Source organism: Williamsia soli, assembly GCF_017377795.1.
In the GTDB taxonomy this organism is placed as follows: Bacteria; Actinomycetota; Actinomycetes; order Mycobacteriales; family Mycobacteriaceae; genus Williamsia; species Williamsia soli.
The window spans coordinates 579263-597446 of sequence record NZ_JAFRDR010000002.1 but is presented as its reverse complement, the minus strand read 5'-3'; the positions used below and the strand labels follow the sequence as shown (position 1 = coordinate 597446).

Below are 18184 nucleotides of genomic sequence, written 5' to 3'. Positions count from 1 at the left end.
GCGTATCGTGGACAAGATGTCGGAGACGGAGCGCAGCGGAGGTCGACCAGGGTGGCCGGAGACGGAGCGCAGCGGAGGTCGACCAGGGTGGCCGGAGACGGAGCGCAGCGGAGCTCGACCAGAATGGCCGGGGACGGAGCGCAGCGCGGCGGCGCGTGTCGATTTTGTGAAGGGCCATGGCACCCAGAACGACTTCGTGCTGTTGCCCGATCCCGGTGTGGCGTTGGACCTGACCCCCGAGTTCGTTTCCGCGCTGTGTGACCGGCACCGCGGGATCGGTGCCGATGGAGTGTTGCGGGTCGCGACCGCGGGAGCACTCCGTGACGCCGGCGTGCTCGTGGCGGTGCCGGACGGCATCTCCGACAACGACTGGTTCATGGACTACCGCAACGGGGACGGTTCCATCGCGGAGATGTGCGGAAACGGGGTCCGGGTGTTCGCCCACTACCTCGCGGCGCACGACCTGGTCGCCGGTAACGAGTTCGTCGTCGGATCACGTGCCGGTGCGAGGCCGGTGGTGGTGCACGAGCGCAACGGGACACACGCAGAGGTCAGTGTGTCGATGGGCAAAGTCGTGTTCGGTACGGACAGCAAGGCGACCGTCGGTGGCCGCACCGTGGCAGGGGTAGCGGTCGACGTGGGCAATCCTCACCTGGCCTGTGTCATCGAGGGTATGACCGCGGCCGATCTCGAGGACGTCGATCTCACCGCCCCGATCAGTTTCGACCGCGGCGACTTTCCGGCCGGCGTCAACATCGAACTGATCACGCCGCCGGTGCCGTCGACAGTCGACGGTGTCACCGGCGAGGTACTCATGCGAGTGCACGAGCGCGGGGTCGGCGAGACGCGCAGTTGTGGCACGGGGACCGTCGCCGCAGCTGCAGCCGCGCTGCGCTCGATCGGCCGGACCACGGGGACCATCATCGTCGACGTCCCCGGCGGACGGATCATTGTGACGGTCGGGGATGACGACAGCGAATTACGTGGCCCGTCCATTCTGGTCGGAGCGGGCATGCTCAACGAAGGATGGCTTTAAAACCGGTATGCAGCGAGTACACCGCAATGTCACGATGGTCATCTCATGACCGAAGACACCAACCCGCAGAGCGGGACCCCAGACATCACTGACGAGCTGCCGGCCGAACGCACGCAGCACATCCCGACGACCGGTGAACTGCAACTCGACGAACGAAGTTCGCTGCAGCGTGTTGGTGGGCTGTCGACAGAGCTGACCGATGTCACAGAGGTCGAGTATCGGCAGCTGCGGCTCGAGCGAGTCGTGTTGGTCGGGGTCTGGACCCAGGGCAGTACGACGGCGCAAGCCGACTCCAGCATGGCGGAGCTGGCCGCGCTGGCGGAGACCGCGGGTTCGGAGGTGCTCGAGGGACTCATCCAGCGTCGTGACAAGCCCGATCCCGCAACATATATCGGCTCGGGCAAGGCGCACGAACTCCGCGAGATCGTCTTGGCCACGGGGGCCGATACCGTGATCTGCGACGGCGAACTCACCCCGGCGCAGCTCACCGCGCTGGAGAAGGTCGTAAAGGTCAAGGTGATCGACCGCACGGCCTTGATCCTCGACATCTTCGCCCAGCACGCCACGTCGCGTGAGGGCAAGGCGCAGGTGGCTCTGGCGCAGATGGAGTACATGTTGCCCCGACTACGTGGCTGGGGTGAATCGATGTCGCGGCAGGCAGGCGGCCGGGCGGGCAGCAACGGCGGTGTGGGCCTGCGCGGACCCGGTGAGACGAAGATCGAAACCGATCGCCGCCGGATCCGCGAACGCACCGCCAAACTGCGGCGCGAGATCCGGGAGATGAAGACCTCCCGAAACACCAAGCGCAGCAAGCGTAAACAGGCGGTGGCCCAGTCGGTGACCATCGTGGGGTACACCAACGCGGGCAAGTCGAGCCTCATCAACAGGATGACCGGCTCGGGTGTGCTGGTCCACAACGCCCTGTTCGCGACCCTGGATCCGACGACACGACGCATGACCCTCGAGGACGGTAGGGAACTCGTCATCACCGACACCGTCGGCTTCGTCCGGCACCTGCCGACCCAGCTGGTGGAGGCCTTCCGGTCCACTCTGGAGGAGGTTGCAGACGCGGATCTTCTGTTGCACATCGTCGATGGGTCCGATCCGATTCCGACCGACCAGATCTCCGCTGTACGAACCGTGATCGAGCAAGTGGTCTCCGAGGAGAAGGCGACGGCCCCGCCCGAGATCCTCGTGATCAACAAGATCGATGTGGCCGACCCATTGGTGCTGGCGCAGCTGCGCGGTCTGTTCCCCCACGCGGTGTTCATCTCAACGGTGACGGGGGAGGGCATCGAGGAGTTGTTCACCGGGATCCGCGAGGCCATCGCCCGCCACGATGTCCACGTCAGCGTGCGAGTGCCGTACTCCCGTGGCGATCTCGTGTCGCGGATCCACGCCGAAGGCGATGTGCTGACTGAGCAGCACGGCGCAGACGGCACCGCCATCACCGCGACCGTTCCTTCCGGCCTCGCGCGTCAGTTGGCGACTCTGGCAATGCCGGAGGCCGCCGAGCAGTGATCGTGGCCCGCATTTTGGGCAAGATGTAGAATCCAGTTACAGTTAATGGGAACAGAGGCGGCGCCCGTTCGCCTGCCTAGTCCTGTCTAATCCCCTTAGTGATGGAGATCCGCTGATGGAACGCACGTTGTTCGAGCCCGAGCACCTACTTTTCCGTGATTCGTACCGCAGCTTCCTCGACCAGCACGTGGCGCCGAACCACGATCGCTGGGAGGAGCAGAACATCGTCGATCGCGACGTGTGGATCGAAGCCGGTAAGAACGGCTTCCTGGCCGTTGATGCTCCCGAGGAGTTCGGTGGCGGTGGAGTCCAGGACTTCCGTTACAACGCCATCGTCGCCGAGGAGTCGGCCCGTGGGGGCTACAGCGGACTCGGCTTCCCGCTGCACAACGATGTGATCGCCCCGTACCTGCTGGAACTGACGAACGATGAGCAGAAGGCGCGCTGGCTTCCCGGCTTCACGTCCGGCGAGCTGATCACCGCGATCGCCATGACCGAGCCGGGTACGGGCTCCGATTTGCAGGGCATCAAGACGAACGCCAAGAAGGACGGCGATCACTGGGTCCTCAACGGATCGAAGACCTTCATCACCAACGGCATCAACGCCGATCTCGTGATCGTGGTCGCACGTACCGATCCCGAAGCCGGCGCCAAGGGCTTCAGCTTGCTCGTCGTCGAGCGCGACATGCAAGGCTTCGAACGGGGCCGCAATCTGGACAAGCTCGGGATGAAGGCGCAGGACACCGCGGAGTTGAGCTTCGACAATGTTCGTGTCCCCGCAGAGAACCTGCTCGGTGAAGAGGGCCTCGGCTTCATCTACCTGATGCAGAACTTGCCCCGCGAGCGCCTGTCGATCGCGGTTGTCGCCGCTGCTGCAATGGAAGCCGTTCTCGAGACCACCGTGCAATATGCGAAGGATCGCAAGGCCTTTGGCCGCTCGATCGGCAATTTCCAGAACTCGCGTTTCCTGCTCGCGGAACTGGCGACGTCCACCGCCACGACGCGCGTGTTCGTCGATCACTGCATCGGCCTGCTCAACGAGAAGAAGCTGACGGTTCCGGACGCGGCCATGGCCAAGTACTACGCCACCGAGAATCAGGTCCAGCTCATAGATCGCTGCCTGCAGCTGCACGGCGGCTACGGGTACATGCGTGAGTACTCGGTCGCGAAGGCATTCGTCGATTCGCGCGTGCAGACGATTTATGGTGGCACGACAGAGATCATGAAGGAAGTGATCGGTCGCAGTCTGGGGATCTGATCTCTCCTGACGAACTACAGCCGAGCGGGGTGTACCGGATTACCGGTACACCCCGCTTGTTGCTTGCGTGCTGTCGATTCAGAGGCGCCGCATCACGGTGACGACCTTGCCGAGGATCACCGCGTCGTTGCCGGGTATGGGGTCGAACACCGGGTTGTGCGGCATCAGCCAGACGGCGTCCTTCGTGCGCTTGAACGTCTTGACGGTGGCCTCCCCGTCGATCATGGCGGCGACGATGTCACCGTTGTCGGCGACGTTCTGTTGGCGGACAACCACCCAGTCGCCATCGCAGATGGCGGCGTCGATCATGGACTCACCCACGACCTTGAGGAGGAACAGGGAGCCTTCCCCGACAAGTTCCTTGGGTAGCGGGAACACGTCCTCGACGGCCTCCTCCGCGAGGATGGGGCCGCCGGCCGCGATCCGGCCGAGTACGGGAACGAACGTGGGCGTCGGCAGCGATTCGTCCGGGATCTGGACCTGACCTGCTGCGGTGGCTGGGTTCAGGTCGGTGTCCTGCACGTTGACTGCGCGCGGTCGATTGTTCTCCCGCTGCAGGAATCCCTTGCGCTCCAGGGTGCGCAGTTGGTGCGCGACCGAGGAAGTGGAGGTGAGTCCGACGGCGTCGCCGATCTCGCGGATGCTCGGCGGGTAGCCTCGCTCGCGCACCGAGGCCCTGATGACCTCGAGGACGGCCTTCTGGCGGGGTGTCAGCGAGCCCTCGGCCAGGGGTTCGGTGCTGACCACGGTGGTCGCCGCCGACTCTTGCGGACTTCGGGAATCAGTTGTTTCGGCCATCAGGGCCTCCATTTCGTGGTGTGTGGCCTGGTCGGAGCGGGGTTCATCCTTGGTTTATTGGCCTCACGGTAATGGAAAACGTCACAACTCTCAAACATTTGTTCGAGCGGGCGTGGCGCGTGTCGGACCTCCGTGATACAACTCGAACATTCGTTCAATCGAACGAGTGATCGAAACCCTCGCGGTCGCGTCCGCTGCGTTTCGGTCTCCGAGTGACCTGAGGATCGAACCCATGACTGCAGCCACCACCATCAGCCGGCCGGCAACGTCTCGGCCTGTTCGTCGACTCGCCGACTCCGGCGCCGGTACGCGCACCATTCGTCCGGTCCGGCCGGCCGATACCAGCAGGCCCGCAGATCGCCGCCATGGCGTCGACCGCCGCGGCGCCGCGGTCACGTGCGGCGAATCGGACAATGCAGCGCAGCGGCCGGCGATATCTGCGCAGAGTGTGTACGCCCGCCGCCGGGCGTGGGCCGCGGCCGCGGTTGCCGGTGTGGGTCTCATGCTGCTGGTGGTTTTCATGACGTTTTTCGGTGGCGTGGTCGAGCAATCCGCGAAGCCTGCTGACACCGGGACAGCGGTCGTCCACGTACGGTCCGGAGAGTCCTTGGGCGACATCGCATCACGGATCGCACCCGAGATGCCCACTGCCGCGGTGGTCGACAAGATCATGGAGCTCAACGGCATGAACAACTCGGCGTTGTCCGTCGGTCAGTCGTTGCTCATTCCGGTGTACGCGCGGTAGCTGCAGTGCCGCAGCAGCCCGTTGCCTGGGCGGTATCCTCGACGTCAGAGTGCCCGGTCACCATGCCTGGGCCGCCGACAGTCGAGGGACCCTGCATGCATTGCCCGTTTTGCAAGAACGAGGACACCCGAGTGGTCGATTCGCGGGTGGCGGACGAGGGGCAGGCGATCAGGCGCCGGCGCTCGTGTTCGCAATGCGGCCGCCGGTTCACCACCGTGGAGAGTGCGGTGCTCGCGGTCGTCAAACGCACGGGAGTCACCGAACCGTTCAGTCGCGAGAAGGTGATGCGAGGTGTTCGTCGGGCGTGCCAGGGGCGCGCTGTCGACGACGCAAAGCTCCAGCAGTTGGCGCAGCAGGTGGAAGAAGCGGTTCGGGCCACCGGGTCGGCCGAGGTTCCGAGCAACGAGGTCGGCCTGGCCATCCTGGGACCGCTGCGCGACCTCGATGAAGTGGCCTATCTGCGGTTCGCTTCTGTATACCGTTCGTTCGACTCGGTCGAGGACTTTCAGAAGGAGATCGACGATCTGCGCGCTGCCAAGCCATGATCGTCGAGCACGAGATCATTGCAGTGCTTTGATCGCCTTCACCACCCGCTTCTCCGAGACCGGGTAAGCGGTACCCAGGTGCTGGGCGAACAGGCCCACCCGTAGTTCCTCCACCATCCATCCTGCTTGCTCATTGACGGCGTCGCGGCGCGGTTGCGGAACCGTGCGTACGTGCCCGGCCCACGCTGCGACCACCCGGTCGAGTGCATCCATGGCCTGCGCATCCCTCGCGGCGCTCGCCGGTAGTTGTTCGAGTCGCGAGATCGCCGCGTCGAGATATCGCGGAATCTCTCGTAACGCAGCCGCATTGGTCGCGGAGATGAAGCCATCGAACACCAACTCGTCCAATTGTTCGACGACGTCGTCCCTGGCGGCCGTGACCGATGTCGACTCGACGACGCGCCGCAGCGGCGCGACGCGGGAGAGGATGTCGGCCGCCTGGCTCAGCTTCTCGGCGGCGCGGCGGTTCACCTGACCGGCGACATGTGCCCTGAGCGCAGCGAACTCGGCTGCTGTCCACACATTCGGATGCTGCGGGACGAGATCGACCACCGCACCACGCACGCAGTCGGCGAGCAGCGCGGTGGTGGTGGGATACGGGCTCTGACTGAGCGCGAGTCGGTGGGCGGTGCTCAAGGCCGCGGTGGCAGATTGTCGTAAGGCGGGCAGGCCGGCGATGAGCAAATCGACGACCGCAAGATACATGTTCGTCTCTTGCTCGGCCGCGGTCGCAGCTGCGACCACGGTGAAGCCCTTACCACGCCGGACCAGCGCGGGGTAGCTGGTGATCTCCTGACCGGCGACCACCACGCTCACCGTGCGGTCGATGTCGCCGAAGGTCTCGGCGGTCCAGGTGGTCGCCACCGGGACGGCCACAGCGGCTGCCTCGCTCTCGAGTGCTGCGCGTGCCCGGGCGGCGAGAGAATCCTGCAGCTCCCGCAGCGACTTCGACGTCGCGAGTACGTTTCCGCCCGCATCGGTGGCCGCGAAGGTCATGCGGAGATGAGCAGGTAGCGCGGTGACGCGCAGGTCGCCCGCGGCGACGGGCACCCCGGTGCGGTCGCGGACTTGTTCTGCCACCGACTCGGTCAGCGGTCGGGCCCGCGGGGTCACCGAAGCCAGGATCTCCGCCGCGAGGTCGGGAGCCGGACCTACTTGTCGCCGTAGGGTTTTGGGAAGTGTGCGCAGCAGTTCGGTGATCAGCTCCAATCGCATACCGGGCACCAGCCAGTCGAACCCTGACGGACGGGCCCGGACGAGGAGCGACAGCGGGATCAGGACGGTGACACCGTCATCGGCCGTACCGGGCTCGAAGCGATAGCGCAGGTCGTAGCCGGTGTCGCCTTGGCGCCACCGGTCGGGGAATCCGGCGGGGTCGCTTCCGGCGTCGGCTGCCACCAGGTCGGCGGGATCGAGGTCGAGGAGCGTGGGAGAGCTCTTGCGGGCAGTCTTCCACCAGGTGTCGAAGTGCCTGCCCGACACCACTTCCGGTCCTATGTGCTGATCGTAGAAGGCGAAGAGCGTGTCGTCGTCGACGATGACGTCGGTACGGCGGACCCGATGTACCGACTCCTCGGCGTCCTCGAGCAACGCGCGATTGCGATGGAAGAACGGGTGCTGCGTGCGCCAATCGCCTTCGACCAGGGCGTGCCGGATGAACAATTCTCTGGCCGCCTCGGGATCGATCGAGCCATAGTTGACGCGTCGCTGCATGACCAGCGGGACTCCGTAGAGCGTCACCCGTTCGTATGCCATTGCCGCAGAGTGCTTCCCCGACCAGTGCGGCTCGCTGTACTGGCGTTTGACGAGGTCTCCGGCGAGGCGCTCAGCCCACTCGGGCTCGATGCGGGCAGCTGTGCGCGCCCACAGTCGCGATGTCTCGACGATCTCCGCTGCCATCACGAAGCGTGGCGGTTTGTTCGACAGGTGGGACCCCGGGAAGATCATGAACTTGGTGCCGCGTGATCCGAGGAACTCCTTGGTGTCACCTTCGCGGACGCCGATCTGACTCAGTAGGCCCGAGAGCACGGACTGATGAATGGCGGTCGCCGCTGGCGTTTCGGCCTCTGGTGCGGCGACGGTACCGGGCACCGTCCAGCCGAGATCGCGCGCGATCCGGACGAGCTGGGAGTGCAGGTCCCGCCACTCCCGGATCCGGAGACCATGGAGGAACTCGCGACTGCAACGTTTTCGGAACTGGTTGGACGAAAGCTCTTTTCGCAGACCTTCGAGATACACCCACAGGTTGAGCAGGGTCAAGAACTCCGAACCCGGCACGGCAAATCGTTTGTGCGACTCGTCGGCTGCCTGGCGATGATCTGCGGGACGTTCGCGGACGTCGGGCAGTGAGAGCGCGGCGGTGATCACGAGCATGGGCCCAAGGGCGCCCTGTGTCTCGGCCTCCACCAGCATGCGGGCGAGCCGCGGATCAACGGGGATGCGGGACAACGATTTCCCGATGGGTGTCAGCCGCCGCACCGGTGTGTCGGTCGTCGGGGCGGCGAGAGCGCCGAGTTCTTCGAGCAGTTGCTGCCCGTCGCGAATGGCTTTGGGGTCGGGCGGTTGAACAAATGGAAAGCGACCGACGTCGCCGAGGCCCAGTGAGGTCATCGTCAAGATCACTGCGGCGAGATTGGTTCGCAGGATCTCTGGTTCGGTGTACTCCGGACGCGAATCGAAGTCGTCTTCGCTGTACAGGCGGATGCACACACCCGCCGCCACGCGGCCACAGCGACCGGCGCGCTGTCGCGCGCTGGCCTGGGAGATCGGTTCGATCGGCAGTCGCTGCACTTTGGTGCGGGTCGAATAGCGGGATATGCGTGCCGTCCCCGCGTCGATCACGTAGTGGATCCCGGGAACTGTCAGCGACGTTTCGGCGACGTTGGTGGACAGTACGATGCGGCGTCCGCGGTGCGGTGAGAACACACGGTGCTGGTCGGCTGCGGACAGGCGTGCGAAGAGTGGTATGACCTCGACACCTCGGGCCTCCAGGTGTTTCAACGAGGCGGCGGTGTCGGTGATCTCACGCTCGGTGGGCAGAAAGACCAGGATGTCGCCGGGGCCTTGTCGGAAGAGTTCATCAACGGCCGCGCCGATCGCCTGTAGTTGGTCGAGGTCCGCTTCGTCCTCGTCCTCCACGATCAAAGGCCGGTACCGAACCTCCACCGGGTACGTCCGCCCCGACACCTCGATGATCGGCACCGGGGCGCCGTCGGTCGCGAAGTGTTCGGCGAAACGACCGGGCTCGATGGTGGCCGAGGTGATGATCACCTTCAGGTCCGGCCGTTGGGGCAGGAGCTGCTTGAGGTATCCGAGGATGAAGTCGATGTTCAGGCTGCGCTCGTGCGCCTCGTCGATGATCAGGGTGTCGTATTCGCGGAGTTGCCGATCACGGGACAACTCCCGCAACAGGATGCCGTCGGTCATCACCTTGACAAGCGTGTCGTCACCGGCCCTGTCGGTGAATCGCACCGAGTATCCGATCAACTCGCCGAGTTCGGTGCCGGTCTCTTCCGCTATTCTCTCGGCCACCGAACGGGCTGCGAGTCGCCGCGGCTGGGTGTGCCCGATACGTCCGGACACGCCGCGGCCGAGTTCAAGGCAGATCTTCGGTAACTGCGTCGTCTTGCCCGACCCGGTTTCACCTGCCACCACGATCACCTGGTGCTGCGAGATCGCTGCCGCGATCTCCTCGCGGGCAGCAGAGACCGGCAGCTCCGGGGGGTAGCTGATGGTGGGCACCAGGGCGCGCCGACGCTCGGTCTCGGCCGGGGACAGCCGTGACCGGTGTCCTCGACGCTGATCGGGGCGGCGTCTGCGTCGTCCGGGTGCCTGGTCGGCTGTCTTGTTGGACTCGTTCGGCGCGGTCGACATATCTACTCCATGATAGTCCGGCGGGGGAGTGCTGCGTTCGGCCCAGGATGGTGTCCAGCTGAGCGCTGCAGGCATGATGTAGCGCATGACTGCTTCGACTTCCGCCGGTCTCTGGCACGGCTTCGCCGATATGGGTGCGGTGAGCGCCACCGGGCCATTCGTGGTCGCCAAGGGTGAGGGCGTACACATCTGGGACACCTCGGACAACAAATACCTCGATGCCACCGCGGGACTCTGGTTCACGAACGTCGGCCACGGTCGCACCCAGATCGCCGACGCGGTCGCGCGCCAGCTGAGCACGCTGGCCCATTATTCGGGCTTCGGGGACATCACCTCGGACGTCACCGCGACGCTCGGGGACCGTCTCGCCGAACTCGCGCCCATCCCCGGTAGCAAGGTGTTCTTCACCTCGGGTGGCAGCGACTCGATCGACTCAGCGGTCAAACTCGCACGGCGCTACTGGCACGAACTGGGTAAGCCCGACAAGAAGATCGTGGTCGGCCGCACAAAGGCGTACCACGGCATGCACGTCGGCGGAACGGCACTGTCAGGGCTACCGCCGAACCGCGACAGCTACGGCGAACTGATGACCGACGCGGCGACGGTCGAATGGGACGACGCGAAGAGCCTGCTCGGCTTGATCGAGCGGATCGGCGCCGACAACATCGCCGCGTTCTTCTGTGAACCGATCATCGGGGCCGGCGGCATCTATCTGCCGCCGCAGGGCTACCTGGCCGAGGTGCGCCAGATCTGCCGCGACAACGACGTGCTGTTCGTCGCCGACGAAGTGGTGACCGGCTTCGGGCGCATCGGTGGTTCGTGGTTCGCCTCGACACGTTTCGATCTGCAGCCGGACATGATCGCGACCGCGAAAGGTTTGACGTCGGGATACGTGCCGATGGGTGCGTTGTTCGTCGCTCCCCACATCGCTGAGCCGTTTTACTCCGGCGGGGTGTGGTGGCGGCACGGTTACACCTACGGCGGGCACGCGGGTGCGGCGGCAGCAGCAATGGCGAACCTCGACATCATCGAGTCCGAGGGACTACTCGAAGAGGCCGCACGCCTGGAATCGGATCTGCATGTGGCGCTCGCTCCACTGGCGGATCTGCCTGCGGTCGGTGAGGTTCGCAGCGGGCTCGGCGCGGTGAGCGCAGTGCAGCTGGAGGACCCGGCCACGGCTCCTGCGGCCATCGCTGCGCTACGGCGTCACGGGGTCAGCGGTAGGGCGGCAGGCCAAGGTGCGCTGCAGATCTCGCCGGCGTTCGTGATGACCGCGGCTCAGGTCGCCGAACTGGCCGAGCGCATCTCAGATGCGTTGACGTGAGCCGCCTGAAGACACGAGAGAGCAGGGACTCCGAAGGGAGTCCCTGCTCTTCGTATGTCACCGGTGGAGCTATCCGACGAGCACCTCTGCGGTACTGAGGGCGGCTGCCACCCCAGCCACGATCGAGGCAACCTTGAGCGATTCGAAGATCGCCTCGCGATCGACGCCCGCCACGCGGAGGGTGTTCTCGTGTGCTGCAACACAATGCCCGCAACCGTTGATCGACGATACCGCGAATGACCAGAGTTCGAAATTCGCCTTGTCCACGCCGGGGTTACCGATGATGTTCATCCGCAGCCCGGGGCGCAGGTCGTCGTACTTGCCGTCGAGAAATCCGCGGCCGCGATAGAAGACGTTGTTCATGCCCATGATCGAGGCGGCGCCCAACGCGGCGTTGTATGCCTCCGCCGACAAGTTGTCTGCGGCTTCGTCGGCGATCTCCTTGAGTACCACGGCATTCTTGGTGGCTGCTGCGGTCGAGAGGAGTGTTCCCCAGAGCTGCTCGTCCTTGAGAACCGTGGTCCTCGAGATGGACCCCAGGTTGAGTTTGAGGTCTTTTGCGTACTCGGGGAGAGCTTCCTTCAGGTTGTCGATGCTCATTCTCAGACGCTCGCAGTCAGCAGTTCGCCTGCGTCGATGGTCGGGTCACCCTTTTTCCAGTTGCAGGCGCACAGTTCGTCCGACTGCAGCGCGTCGAGCACCCGCAGGACCTCGTCGACGTTGCGGCCGACGGAACCGGCGGTGACAGAGACGAACTGGATCTCGTTGTTCGGATCGACGATGAAGGTTGCGCGGTCGGCGACACCGTCGGCGTTCAGAACTCCTGCAGCCGAAGCCAATTCGCGCTTGAGGTCCGACAGCATCGGGAAGGGAAGCGTCTTGAGATCCTCGTGCTGTGCCCGCCACTGGAAGTGGACGAACTCGTTGTCGACGGATGCGCCCAGCACCTGGGCGTCGCGATCGGCGAACTCGTCGTTCAGCTTTCCAAATGCCGCGATCTCGGTGGGGCACACGAACGTGAAGTCCTTGGGCCAGAAGAAGACGATGCGCCACTTACCGGCGGAGTCGTCGCTCGTGATGGTCGTGAAGTAGTCGTCGGGCTGCTGGGCGTTGACCTTCGAGAGGTCTCCTCCGATGACGGCCGTCAGATTGTATGAGGGGAATTGGTCGCCAATGGTCAGCAAAGACAAAGTTGCTCCTTATATTTCACATGTTCTTTCGCGGTGCTACCAATCTTGCCGGTAAGCCGGTGAAAAGGAAACGTGATGAGTAGCACTATAGTGATAGGTATGACCGATCAAAGTTATCAGCCGACGATCGCCGGGCTGAAGGCGTTCGCAGCAATCGCAGACAAGCGGCATTTCGGTTCGGCGGCAGATGGTTTGGGTGTGAGCCAGCCCTCGTTGTCTCAGGCGCTCGCGGCGCTCGAAACGGGCCTGGGGCTGCGGTTGGTCGAGCGGTCGACGCGGCGTGTCTTCTTGACGAGCGAGGGCGAGGCACTCCTTCCGCGTGCCACCGCGGCCATCGAGGCGGTGGACATGTTCACCGCGGCAGCAGTAGGGGTGGCTCAGCCGTTGTCCGGGACAGTGCGACTGGGACTCATTCCCACGGTCGCGCCGTACGTTCTGCCGTTGATGCTGCGTGATCTGGCCACGCAGCTGCCCGAGCTCGCCGTACGCGTTGTCGAGGATCAGACCTCGCGTCTGCTCGATGCGTTGCGACACAACTCGATCGATGCCGCGATGGTCGCCCTGCCCGTCGATGCGCCCGGCATGATCGAGATCGGCATGTATGACGAAGACTTCGTGCTGGCATTGCCACCGGGGCATGCGCTGGCCGGGCGAAGTCGAGTCGACCCCGCCGCGCTCGCGGACCTGCCACTCCTCTTGCTCGATGAAGGTCATTGCTTGCGGGATCAGGCACTGGAGGTGTGCAGGCTGGCCGGGGTCCGGCCGGACGTCGGTTCCACGCGGGCCGCGTCGCTCGCGACGGCTGTCCAGTGCGTGGAGGGTGGTCTCGGTGTCACGTTGATTCCGCAGACGGCGGTCCAGACCGAAACCGCCAGGGGCGCTCTGGCGATCGCCAGGTTCGGCCGGCCCCGTCCGGGCCGCAGGATAGGACTGGTGATGCGCGCTACCAGCGGACGAGAGGACGAGTATCGCCAGCTGGCGGCGCTGATCGCCGGGACGATCACGGGCGCGGGTTTGGGGGCCGTGAAATCGGCTTAGCGGCGGCGTGTCACAGGCGATCGAGCTTTCGGAGGGCTTCGGAGAGTTCCTGGAGTCCGGACAGCGCGGTGGCCCAGGTGGTTTCGTCGATGAGTTCGCTCAATCGGCGGGCCATGTCGCGGTGCCCGGGGTTGATCAGCCGGACGGCGGACAGTCCGGCATCGGTCACTTCGACGAGTTTCGCCCGGCGGTGCGCCGGATTGTCGCGGAAGGTCACCAGGCCTTGTTCGGCGAGAAGATCGGCGGTCCGTTGAACACTCTGCCTGGTGATCCCCATCTCGCGGGCGATGTCGGATACCGAAAGTGGTTCTGAGAGAACCGCTCCGAGGACCTGCCAGCGGGTTGCGGTCAGCCCGGCAGGAGCGGCGAGGGCCTCGGCGACGGCCAGGAACTGACCGTTGAGACGAAAAGTGGTGAGGGCCGAGTCGCTGAGTAGTTGCTGGGCGTCGCTCATGAGGTGGCGGCCATCAAGTCGTAGTAGCCGGCGGGATCGCCACTGTAGAGCTTGGTCCATGCGGTGAGGGTCTCGGGCGTGTACAGGTCCAGCTCGGCGAAGATCTCTCGCGCGAACGGCACCGGATGCATTGCTGCGGCGGTGATCAGATGGCCGGGGCGGCTGTCGTCGGTGACAGCGGGCTCGTTCACGTAGTCTGCGGCGCCCGCGTAGCCGGTCCAGGACAGGGCCTCGGCCGCGTTGCTGGTGTGACGGCGACCATCGAGCAGTCCGCGCTGGGCCATCGCGACCGTGGCTCCGCAGATCCCGGCCACGGGTGTTCCGGCTGCGAGGAATTCGGCTGCCGCCTCCACGAATGCGGTCAGGCCGCCGCTCTGGTAATACGACGCTCCGGGCAGGATGAGCATGGCGCTGTCTCGCGGGTCAAGATCGGCGAGCGCGATGTCAGGCACGATGCGCACTCCGCCCGCGGTGGTGATCGGCTCGGTCGTCGGCCCGACGGTCCGGATCCGGTACCTCCCGGGGTGCGCCTGATACTCGGGATTGTTGATGTGCGCGACCGCGTGTCCGGTCTCCCAGTCGGCGAGTGTGTTGTAGACGGCGAGATGCACGGTGCGAGGTTCAGTTGCTGAAGTCATGACAGCATACTGTCATATTTGACAACATGCTGTCAAGATATGCGGGCTGTATCTTCAGCCCGCGATGATCTCCATGTCCTGCAGTTCCGGTTCGTCATCAGCGGTGTCGGGGGCGCTGAACCGGGCGAGCAACGACCAGCCGCGGTGTCCGTCGGGGTCGTCGAGTACCTGTCTGACGACCCACTGATCGTCCTCGCGCGTGACGCTGAACAGTGCCGGTCCTCGCGCCGCCGGGCCGGCGCCGACGTCGCCGTACTCGTCGAGGAAATCGGACATCTCTTCGGCCCAGTCGAGGTCAGGGTACGCGGACTGTAGTTCGAACCAGGCGCGCCGCGACAACAGGTTGACGTACCGGAACATCGTATTGCGCAAGTGGACGCGAATGGCCCGGGCATTCGGTGCCCGTCCTGGTGTGGGTGAGCCGGCGGCGATCGGGTCGACGGGCCCGTACTCGGGGTGGGTGAGTTGCTCCCACTCGTCGAGCAGGCTCGAGTCGACGCGACGGACCAGGTCGCCAAGCCATTCGACCACGTCGTCGACTTCGTCGGTCCGGGCGGAGTTCGGGATGCTCTGCCGCAGTGTTCGATAGACGTCGGTCAGGTAGCGCAGGACGACGCCTTCGCTGCGGGCGAGGGAGTACCGGGAGATCAGATCGCCCCAGTCCATCCCTTCCTCGATCATCTGGCGCACCACAGACTTCGGCCGGGGAGGCGTATCCGCGACCCACGGGTGTCCTTGCTGATAGATACCAAATGCTTCGAAGATGAACTCACGCAGCGGACGAGGCCAGGTGACCTCGGTCAGCAGCTCCATCCGCTCCTCGTACTCCACCCCGTCGGCCTTCATCCGTGCGATCGCCTCATCGCGGGCACTCTTCTGCTGGCCCATGAGAACCGGTCGGGGATCGTCGAGGGTCGCCTCCACGATCGAGATCAAGTCCACGGTGTAGCTCTCTGATTCGACGTCCAGCAGCTCGAACGTCGCCAGGGCAAAAGGGGACAGCGGGTTGTTGAGAGCGAAGTTCGCTGGAAGGTCCACGGCCAGAACGGCATATCGACCGTACTCATCAGGTTCGTCCAGACGTCGCACCACACCACTGTCTATCAGCGAGCGGTACAGGCGCAGTGCTCGCAGGATGTGCCAACGCTGGCGGGTGCGGGTCTCGTGGTTGTCTTCCAGCAGATGTCGCATTGCGGTGAAGCAATTGCCCGGGCGAGCAATGACTTCCAGCAACATCGAAGTGGTCACGGCGAATCGGGAGCGAAGTGGTTCTGGTGGCGCGACGATGAGCTTGGAGAAGGTGGCCTCGCCCCACGAGACGAATCCTTCAGGTGCCTTCTTGCGCTGGATCTTCTTGAGTTTCTTGGGGTCGTCACCGGCCTTGGCGACCAGCCGGGCATTCTCGACGTCGTGATCGGGTGCCTGGGCGACCACGAATCCACGCACGTCGAATCCGGCGCGCCCCGCACGACCGGCGATCTGGTGGAACTCGCGCGCCTTGAGATGGCGTTGCCTGACGCCGTCGTACTTTGTCAGTCCTGTCAGCAACACCGTGCGGATGGGGACGTTGATACCGACGCCGAGAGTGTCCGTGCCGCACACCACCCGCAACAGACCTTGCTGGGCAAGACGTTCGACCAGGCGACGGTAGCGGGGGAGCATCCCGGCGTGGTGGACCCCGATGCCCGCTCGGACGGTTTTCGACAGGGTCTTCCCGAAGCCGGTGCTGAAACGAAAGTTGCCGATCTCCTCGGCGATCGCGTCCCGTTCGGCGCGGCTGCAGATGTTGGCACTGAGCAGGGACTGAGCCCGTTCCATCGCAGACAGCTGGGTGAAGTGGACCACGTAGACCGGTGCCCGGTCCTTGTGGATCAGTTCTTCGATGGTCTCGTGGACCGGCCGGGTCGAATACGAATAATCCAGGGGAACAGGCCGGGTGGTGCCGGTGATGGCCGCCGTGTCGCGGCCGGTCCGACGCTGGAGGTCGTCGACGAAGAAGCTCACGTCGCCGAGGGTTGCCGACATCAACACGAATTGGCTGCCGGGCAGTTCGATCAACGGGACCTGCCACGCCCACCCGCGATCGGGTTCGGCGTAATAGTGGAACTCATCCATCACGACGACGCCGATGGGAGCGTGCTCACCCTCGCGCAGGGCGATGTTCGCGACGACCTCCGCTGTGGCACAGATGATCGGCGCGGTGGGGTTCACCGAGGCGTCGCCGGTGAGCATCCCGACGTTGTCGGCGCCGAACTGCGCGCACAGATCGAAGAACTTCTCGCTGACGAGGGCCTTGATCGGTGCAGTGTAGAAGGCCCTTTGGCCCTGCGCCGCAGCAAAATACAGAGCCCCGCTGGCCACCAGTGACTTTCCCGAACCGGTGGGGGTCGAGATGATGACGTTGGATCCGGCCGCGAGTTCGATGAGCGCCTCATCTTGGTGCGGATACAGTGAGATCCCCCGCGCCGCCCACCACGCGGTGAAGGCACCGTACAGCTCATCGAGATCAGGCTCGGCGTCGGCTGGGAACTCGAGGGGCCGGACCTGCGGCGGGTGGGTCACCACTGCAGGTTATGGCACCGAGGGCGGTCAGCCCGCAGCGCCGTCACCCTTGTCGTCGCCGTCGCGCGATTCCGCGTCGTTCTCGGTCGTGGCCTCGTTCTGGGCGTGATCGGCCAGGAAGCGTTCGAGTTCGGCTCCGAGCTCGTCGCCGGTGGGCAGGTCACCCTCGGCGGCCAGCAAGGACGCTTTCTCCTGCTGTGCCTGGTTGAACGTGTCGTACTGGGTCTCCAGTGCTGCAACCACCGACTCGACCTCTTGATTACCCGACACCTCGGCATCGACCTGGGTGCGCACCTTTTCTGCTGCGTTGGCCAGAGCGGCTGTCGGGAGATCGAGACCGGTCACCTCGGCCAGGGATTCCAGCAGTTTGTGCGACGCGGCGGGATATTCAGCCTGTGAGAGGTAGTGCGGGACGTGGACCGAGAGACCCGCGGTCGCCAGCCCGCGCTCTCCGAGCCGCAGTTCGAGCAGCATGGACGCGCTGCCGGGGACCTTGAGCTCCGAACCCCACCGGGGCAGCGAACCGATCAGGTCTTTGCTGTTCCCGTGGGCGGTGATCGTCGAGGGGCGCGTGTGGGGGATACCCATCGGAATGGCGTTGAGCCCGATCACCGAGGTCACCCCGAACTGATCGGAGAGAGCACCGATGGCAGCGACGAAGCGTTCCCAGCGCAGGTCGGGTTCGGCACCTGACAACAGCAGGAACGGGGTCCCGTTGTTGTCACGGATCGCATGCAGGGTCAGCTCCGGCATGGCCGCTGCGGTGAACTCGTCGCCAGTGAAGGTCATCAACGGGCGCCGCGACCGGTAGTCGATCAGTTCGTCGGTCGAGAACGTGGCGACCAGCTCCGAGTCGAGACTCTGCCGGAGATGGTCGGACGCCAACTTGATGGCGTGTCCTGCGTCCGCGAATCCTTCGAGGGCGTGGATCAGCACCGGACCGTCACCCTCGTCACCAGCCAGTTGTGGTGCTGGGAATTCGAGTTCGTAGAGCGTGGACTTCTCGTCCATGGCGAACCTCCTCGCTGCCCAGTCGTGCGGTGTGTCGTTCATTGTCTCTCATGAGCACCCCTACCCACCAATTCCGGCGTTCGGCCGGCTCGGCGGTGACGTTGTTCCCATGGACTTGTATATGACAACAGCCGTCGTCCGCGCGGGATTCCCACCAGTGAGTTCGCTCAGTGCGAACACCGGCCGTCTCC

Annotated in this window: 15 protein-coding genes; 7 read left to right on the top strand and 8 right to left on the bottom strand. The window is 64.8% G+C overall.

The annotated features are described in order from the left end of the window. Positions 1–16 precede the first annotated feature (16 nt). The 3 genes from dapF (at position 17) to J3S28_RS07345 (ending at position 3815) form a co-directional block, all read left to right on the top strand. Positions 17–1036, top strand: coding sequence for a diaminopimelate epimerase (gene dapF, locus J3S28_RS07355; protein WP_207839223.1), 1020 nt, complete (start codon positions 17–19; stop codon positions 1034–1036). 45 nt (positions 1037–1081) lie between these two features. Beyond that, positions 1082–2557: a GTPase HflX gene (hflX, locus tag J3S28_RS07350; RefSeq protein ID WP_207839221.1), complete on the top strand. Its 1476-nt coding sequence runs from the start codon at positions 1082–1084 to the stop codon at positions 2555–2557. Between the two features lie 115 nt (positions 2558–2672). Further along, positions 2673–3815: an acyl-CoA dehydrogenase family protein gene (locus J3S28_RS07345; protein WP_207839219.1), complete on the top strand. Its 1143-nt coding sequence runs from the start codon at positions 2673–2675 to the stop codon at positions 3813–3815. A gap of 78 nt (positions 3816–3893) precedes the next feature. Here J3S28_RS07345 and lexA read toward each other — a convergent pair whose 3' ends face one another. Beyond that, entirely contained in the window at positions 3894–4613 is a 720-nt protein-coding gene (gene lexA, locus J3S28_RS07340) for a transcriptional repressor LexA (RefSeq protein ID WP_207839217.1), read from the bottom strand. 232 nt (positions 4614–4845) lie between these two features. Between lexA and J3S28_RS28280 the strand changes: the two genes are divergently transcribed. Continuing rightward, complete coding sequence (locus J3S28_RS28280; protein WP_237341143.1) at positions 4846–5358, top strand: LysM peptidoglycan-binding domain-containing protein; 513 nt, start codon at positions 4846–4848, stop codon at positions 5356–5358. Positions 5359–5453: 95 nt separating this feature from the next. After that, complete coding sequence (nrdR, locus tag J3S28_RS07330) at positions 5454–5903, top strand: transcriptional regulator NrdR (protein WP_084896366.1); 450 nt, start codon at positions 5454–5456, stop codon at positions 5901–5903. Between the two features lie 15 nt (positions 5904–5918). On the opposite strand, the gene hrpA is transcribed toward nrdR, so the two are convergent. Next, positions 5919–9776, bottom strand: coding sequence for an ATP-dependent RNA helicase HrpA (hrpA, locus tag J3S28_RS07325; protein ID WP_207839215.1), 3858 nt, complete (start codon positions 9774–9776; stop codon positions 5919–5921). An 85-nt stretch (positions 9777–9861) separates the two neighbouring features. Between hrpA and J3S28_RS07320 the strand changes: the two genes are divergently transcribed. Next, positions 9862–11100 (top strand): aminotransferase family protein, encoded by a 1239-nt coding sequence (locus J3S28_RS07320; protein ID WP_207839212.1) that lies wholly within the window; start codon positions 9862–9864, stop codon positions 11098–11100. Between the two features lie 69 nt (positions 11101–11169). Here the strand turns inward: J3S28_RS07320 and J3S28_RS07315 are convergent, their stop codons facing one another. Both J3S28_RS07315 and J3S28_RS07310 read right to left on the bottom strand, forming a co-directional pair. Beyond that, positions 11170–11700: an alkyl hydroperoxide reductase gene (locus tag J3S28_RS07315; protein ID WP_207839210.1), complete on the bottom strand. Its 531-nt coding sequence runs from the start codon at positions 11698–11700 to the stop codon at positions 11170–11172. A gap of 2 nt (positions 11701–11702) precedes the next feature. After that, entirely contained in the window at positions 11703–12290 is a 588-nt protein-coding gene (locus J3S28_RS07310) for a peroxiredoxin (RefSeq protein ID WP_084838515.1), read from the bottom strand. Positions 12291–12389: 99 nt separating this feature from the next. Between J3S28_RS07310 and J3S28_RS07305 the strand changes: the two genes are divergently transcribed. Beyond that, the gene (locus tag J3S28_RS07305; protein WP_207839208.1) at positions 12390–13328 is read left to right on the top strand and encodes a hydrogen peroxide-inducible genes activator; all 939 of its coding nucleotides are present in this window, start codon (positions 12390–12392) and stop codon (positions 13326–13328) included. Between the two features lie 10 nt (positions 13329–13338). On the opposite strand, the gene J3S28_RS07300 is transcribed toward J3S28_RS07305, so the two are convergent. Genes J3S28_RS07300 through J3S28_RS07285 form a run of 4 tightly spaced genes read right to left on the bottom strand, consistent with a single transcriptional unit; the run spans position 13339 to position 17993 of the window. Next, positions 13339–13782: a MarR family winged helix-turn-helix transcriptional regulator gene (locus J3S28_RS07300; RefSeq protein WP_207839206.1), complete on the bottom strand. Its 444-nt coding sequence runs from the start codon at positions 13780–13782 to the stop codon at positions 13339–13341. Continuing rightward, entirely contained in the window at positions 13779–14420 is a 642-nt protein-coding gene (locus J3S28_RS07295) for a DJ-1/PfpI family protein (protein WP_207839203.1), read from the bottom strand. The genes J3S28_RS07300 and J3S28_RS07295 overlap by 4 nt, the downstream gene beginning before the upstream one ends. A gap of 54 nt (positions 14421–14474) precedes the next feature. Continuing rightward, positions 14475–16982 (bottom strand): DEAD/DEAH box helicase, encoded by a 2508-nt coding sequence (locus tag J3S28_RS07290; protein ID WP_207839201.1) that lies wholly within the window; start codon positions 16980–16982, stop codon positions 14475–14477. 27 nt (positions 16983–17009) lie between these two features. Next, the gene (locus J3S28_RS07285; RefSeq protein WP_207839567.1) at positions 17010–17993 is read right to left on the bottom strand and encodes a proteasome assembly chaperone family protein; all 984 of its coding nucleotides are present in this window, start codon (positions 17991–17993) and stop codon (positions 17010–17012) included. Positions 17994–18184: the final 191 nt, after the last annotated feature.

Excerpts from the sequence above, each read along its gene's own strand:
- J3S28_RS07315 (WP_207839210.1), bottom strand. The coding sequence starts at position 11,700 with ATGAGCATCGACAACCTGAAGGAAGCTCTCCCCGAGTACGCAAAAGAC.
- lexA (WP_207839217.1), bottom strand. The coding sequence starts at position 4,613 with ATGGCCGAAACAACTGATTCCCGAAGTCCGCAAGAGTCGGCGGCGACC.
- hrpA (WP_207839215.1), bottom strand. The coding sequence starts at position 9,776 with ATGTCGACCGCGCCGAACGAGTCCAACAAGACAGCCGACCAGGCACCC.
- nrdR (WP_084896366.1), top strand. The coding sequence starts at position 5,454 with ATGCATTGCCCGTTTTGCAAGAACGAGGACACCCGAGTGGTCGATTCG.
- J3S28_RS28280 (WP_237341143.1), top strand. The coding sequence starts at position 4,846 with ATGACTGCAGCCACCACCATCAGCCGGCCGGCAACGTCTCGGCCTGTT.
- J3S28_RS07305 (WP_207839208.1), top strand. The coding sequence starts at position 12,390 with ATGACCGATCAAAGTTATCAGCCGACGATCGCCGGGCTGAAGGCGTTC.
- J3S28_RS07345 (WP_207839219.1), top strand. The coding sequence starts at position 2,673 with ATGGAACGCACGTTGTTCGAGCCCGAGCACCTACTTTTCCGTGATTCG.
- hflX (WP_207839221.1), top strand. The coding sequence starts at position 1,082 with ATGACCGAAGACACCAACCCGCAGAGCGGGACCCCAGACATCACTGAC.
- J3S28_RS07295 (WP_207839203.1), bottom strand. The coding sequence starts at position 14,420 with ATGACTTCAGCAACTGAACCTCGCACCGTGCATCTCGCCGTCTACAAC.
- J3S28_RS07300 (WP_207839206.1), bottom strand. The coding sequence starts at position 13,782 with ATGAGCGACGCCCAGCAACTACTCAGCGACTCGGCCCTCACCACTTTT.
- J3S28_RS07320 (WP_207839212.1), top strand. The coding sequence starts at position 9,862 with ATGACTGCTTCGACTTCCGCCGGTCTCTGGCACGGCTTCGCCGATATG.
- J3S28_RS07285 (WP_207839567.1), bottom strand. The coding sequence starts at position 17,993 with ATGGACGAGAAGTCCACGCTCTACGAACTCGAATTCCCAGCACCACAA.
- dapF (WP_207839223.1), top strand. The coding sequence starts at position 17 with ATGTCGGAGACGGAGCGCAGCGGAGGTCGACCAGGGTGGCCGGAGACG.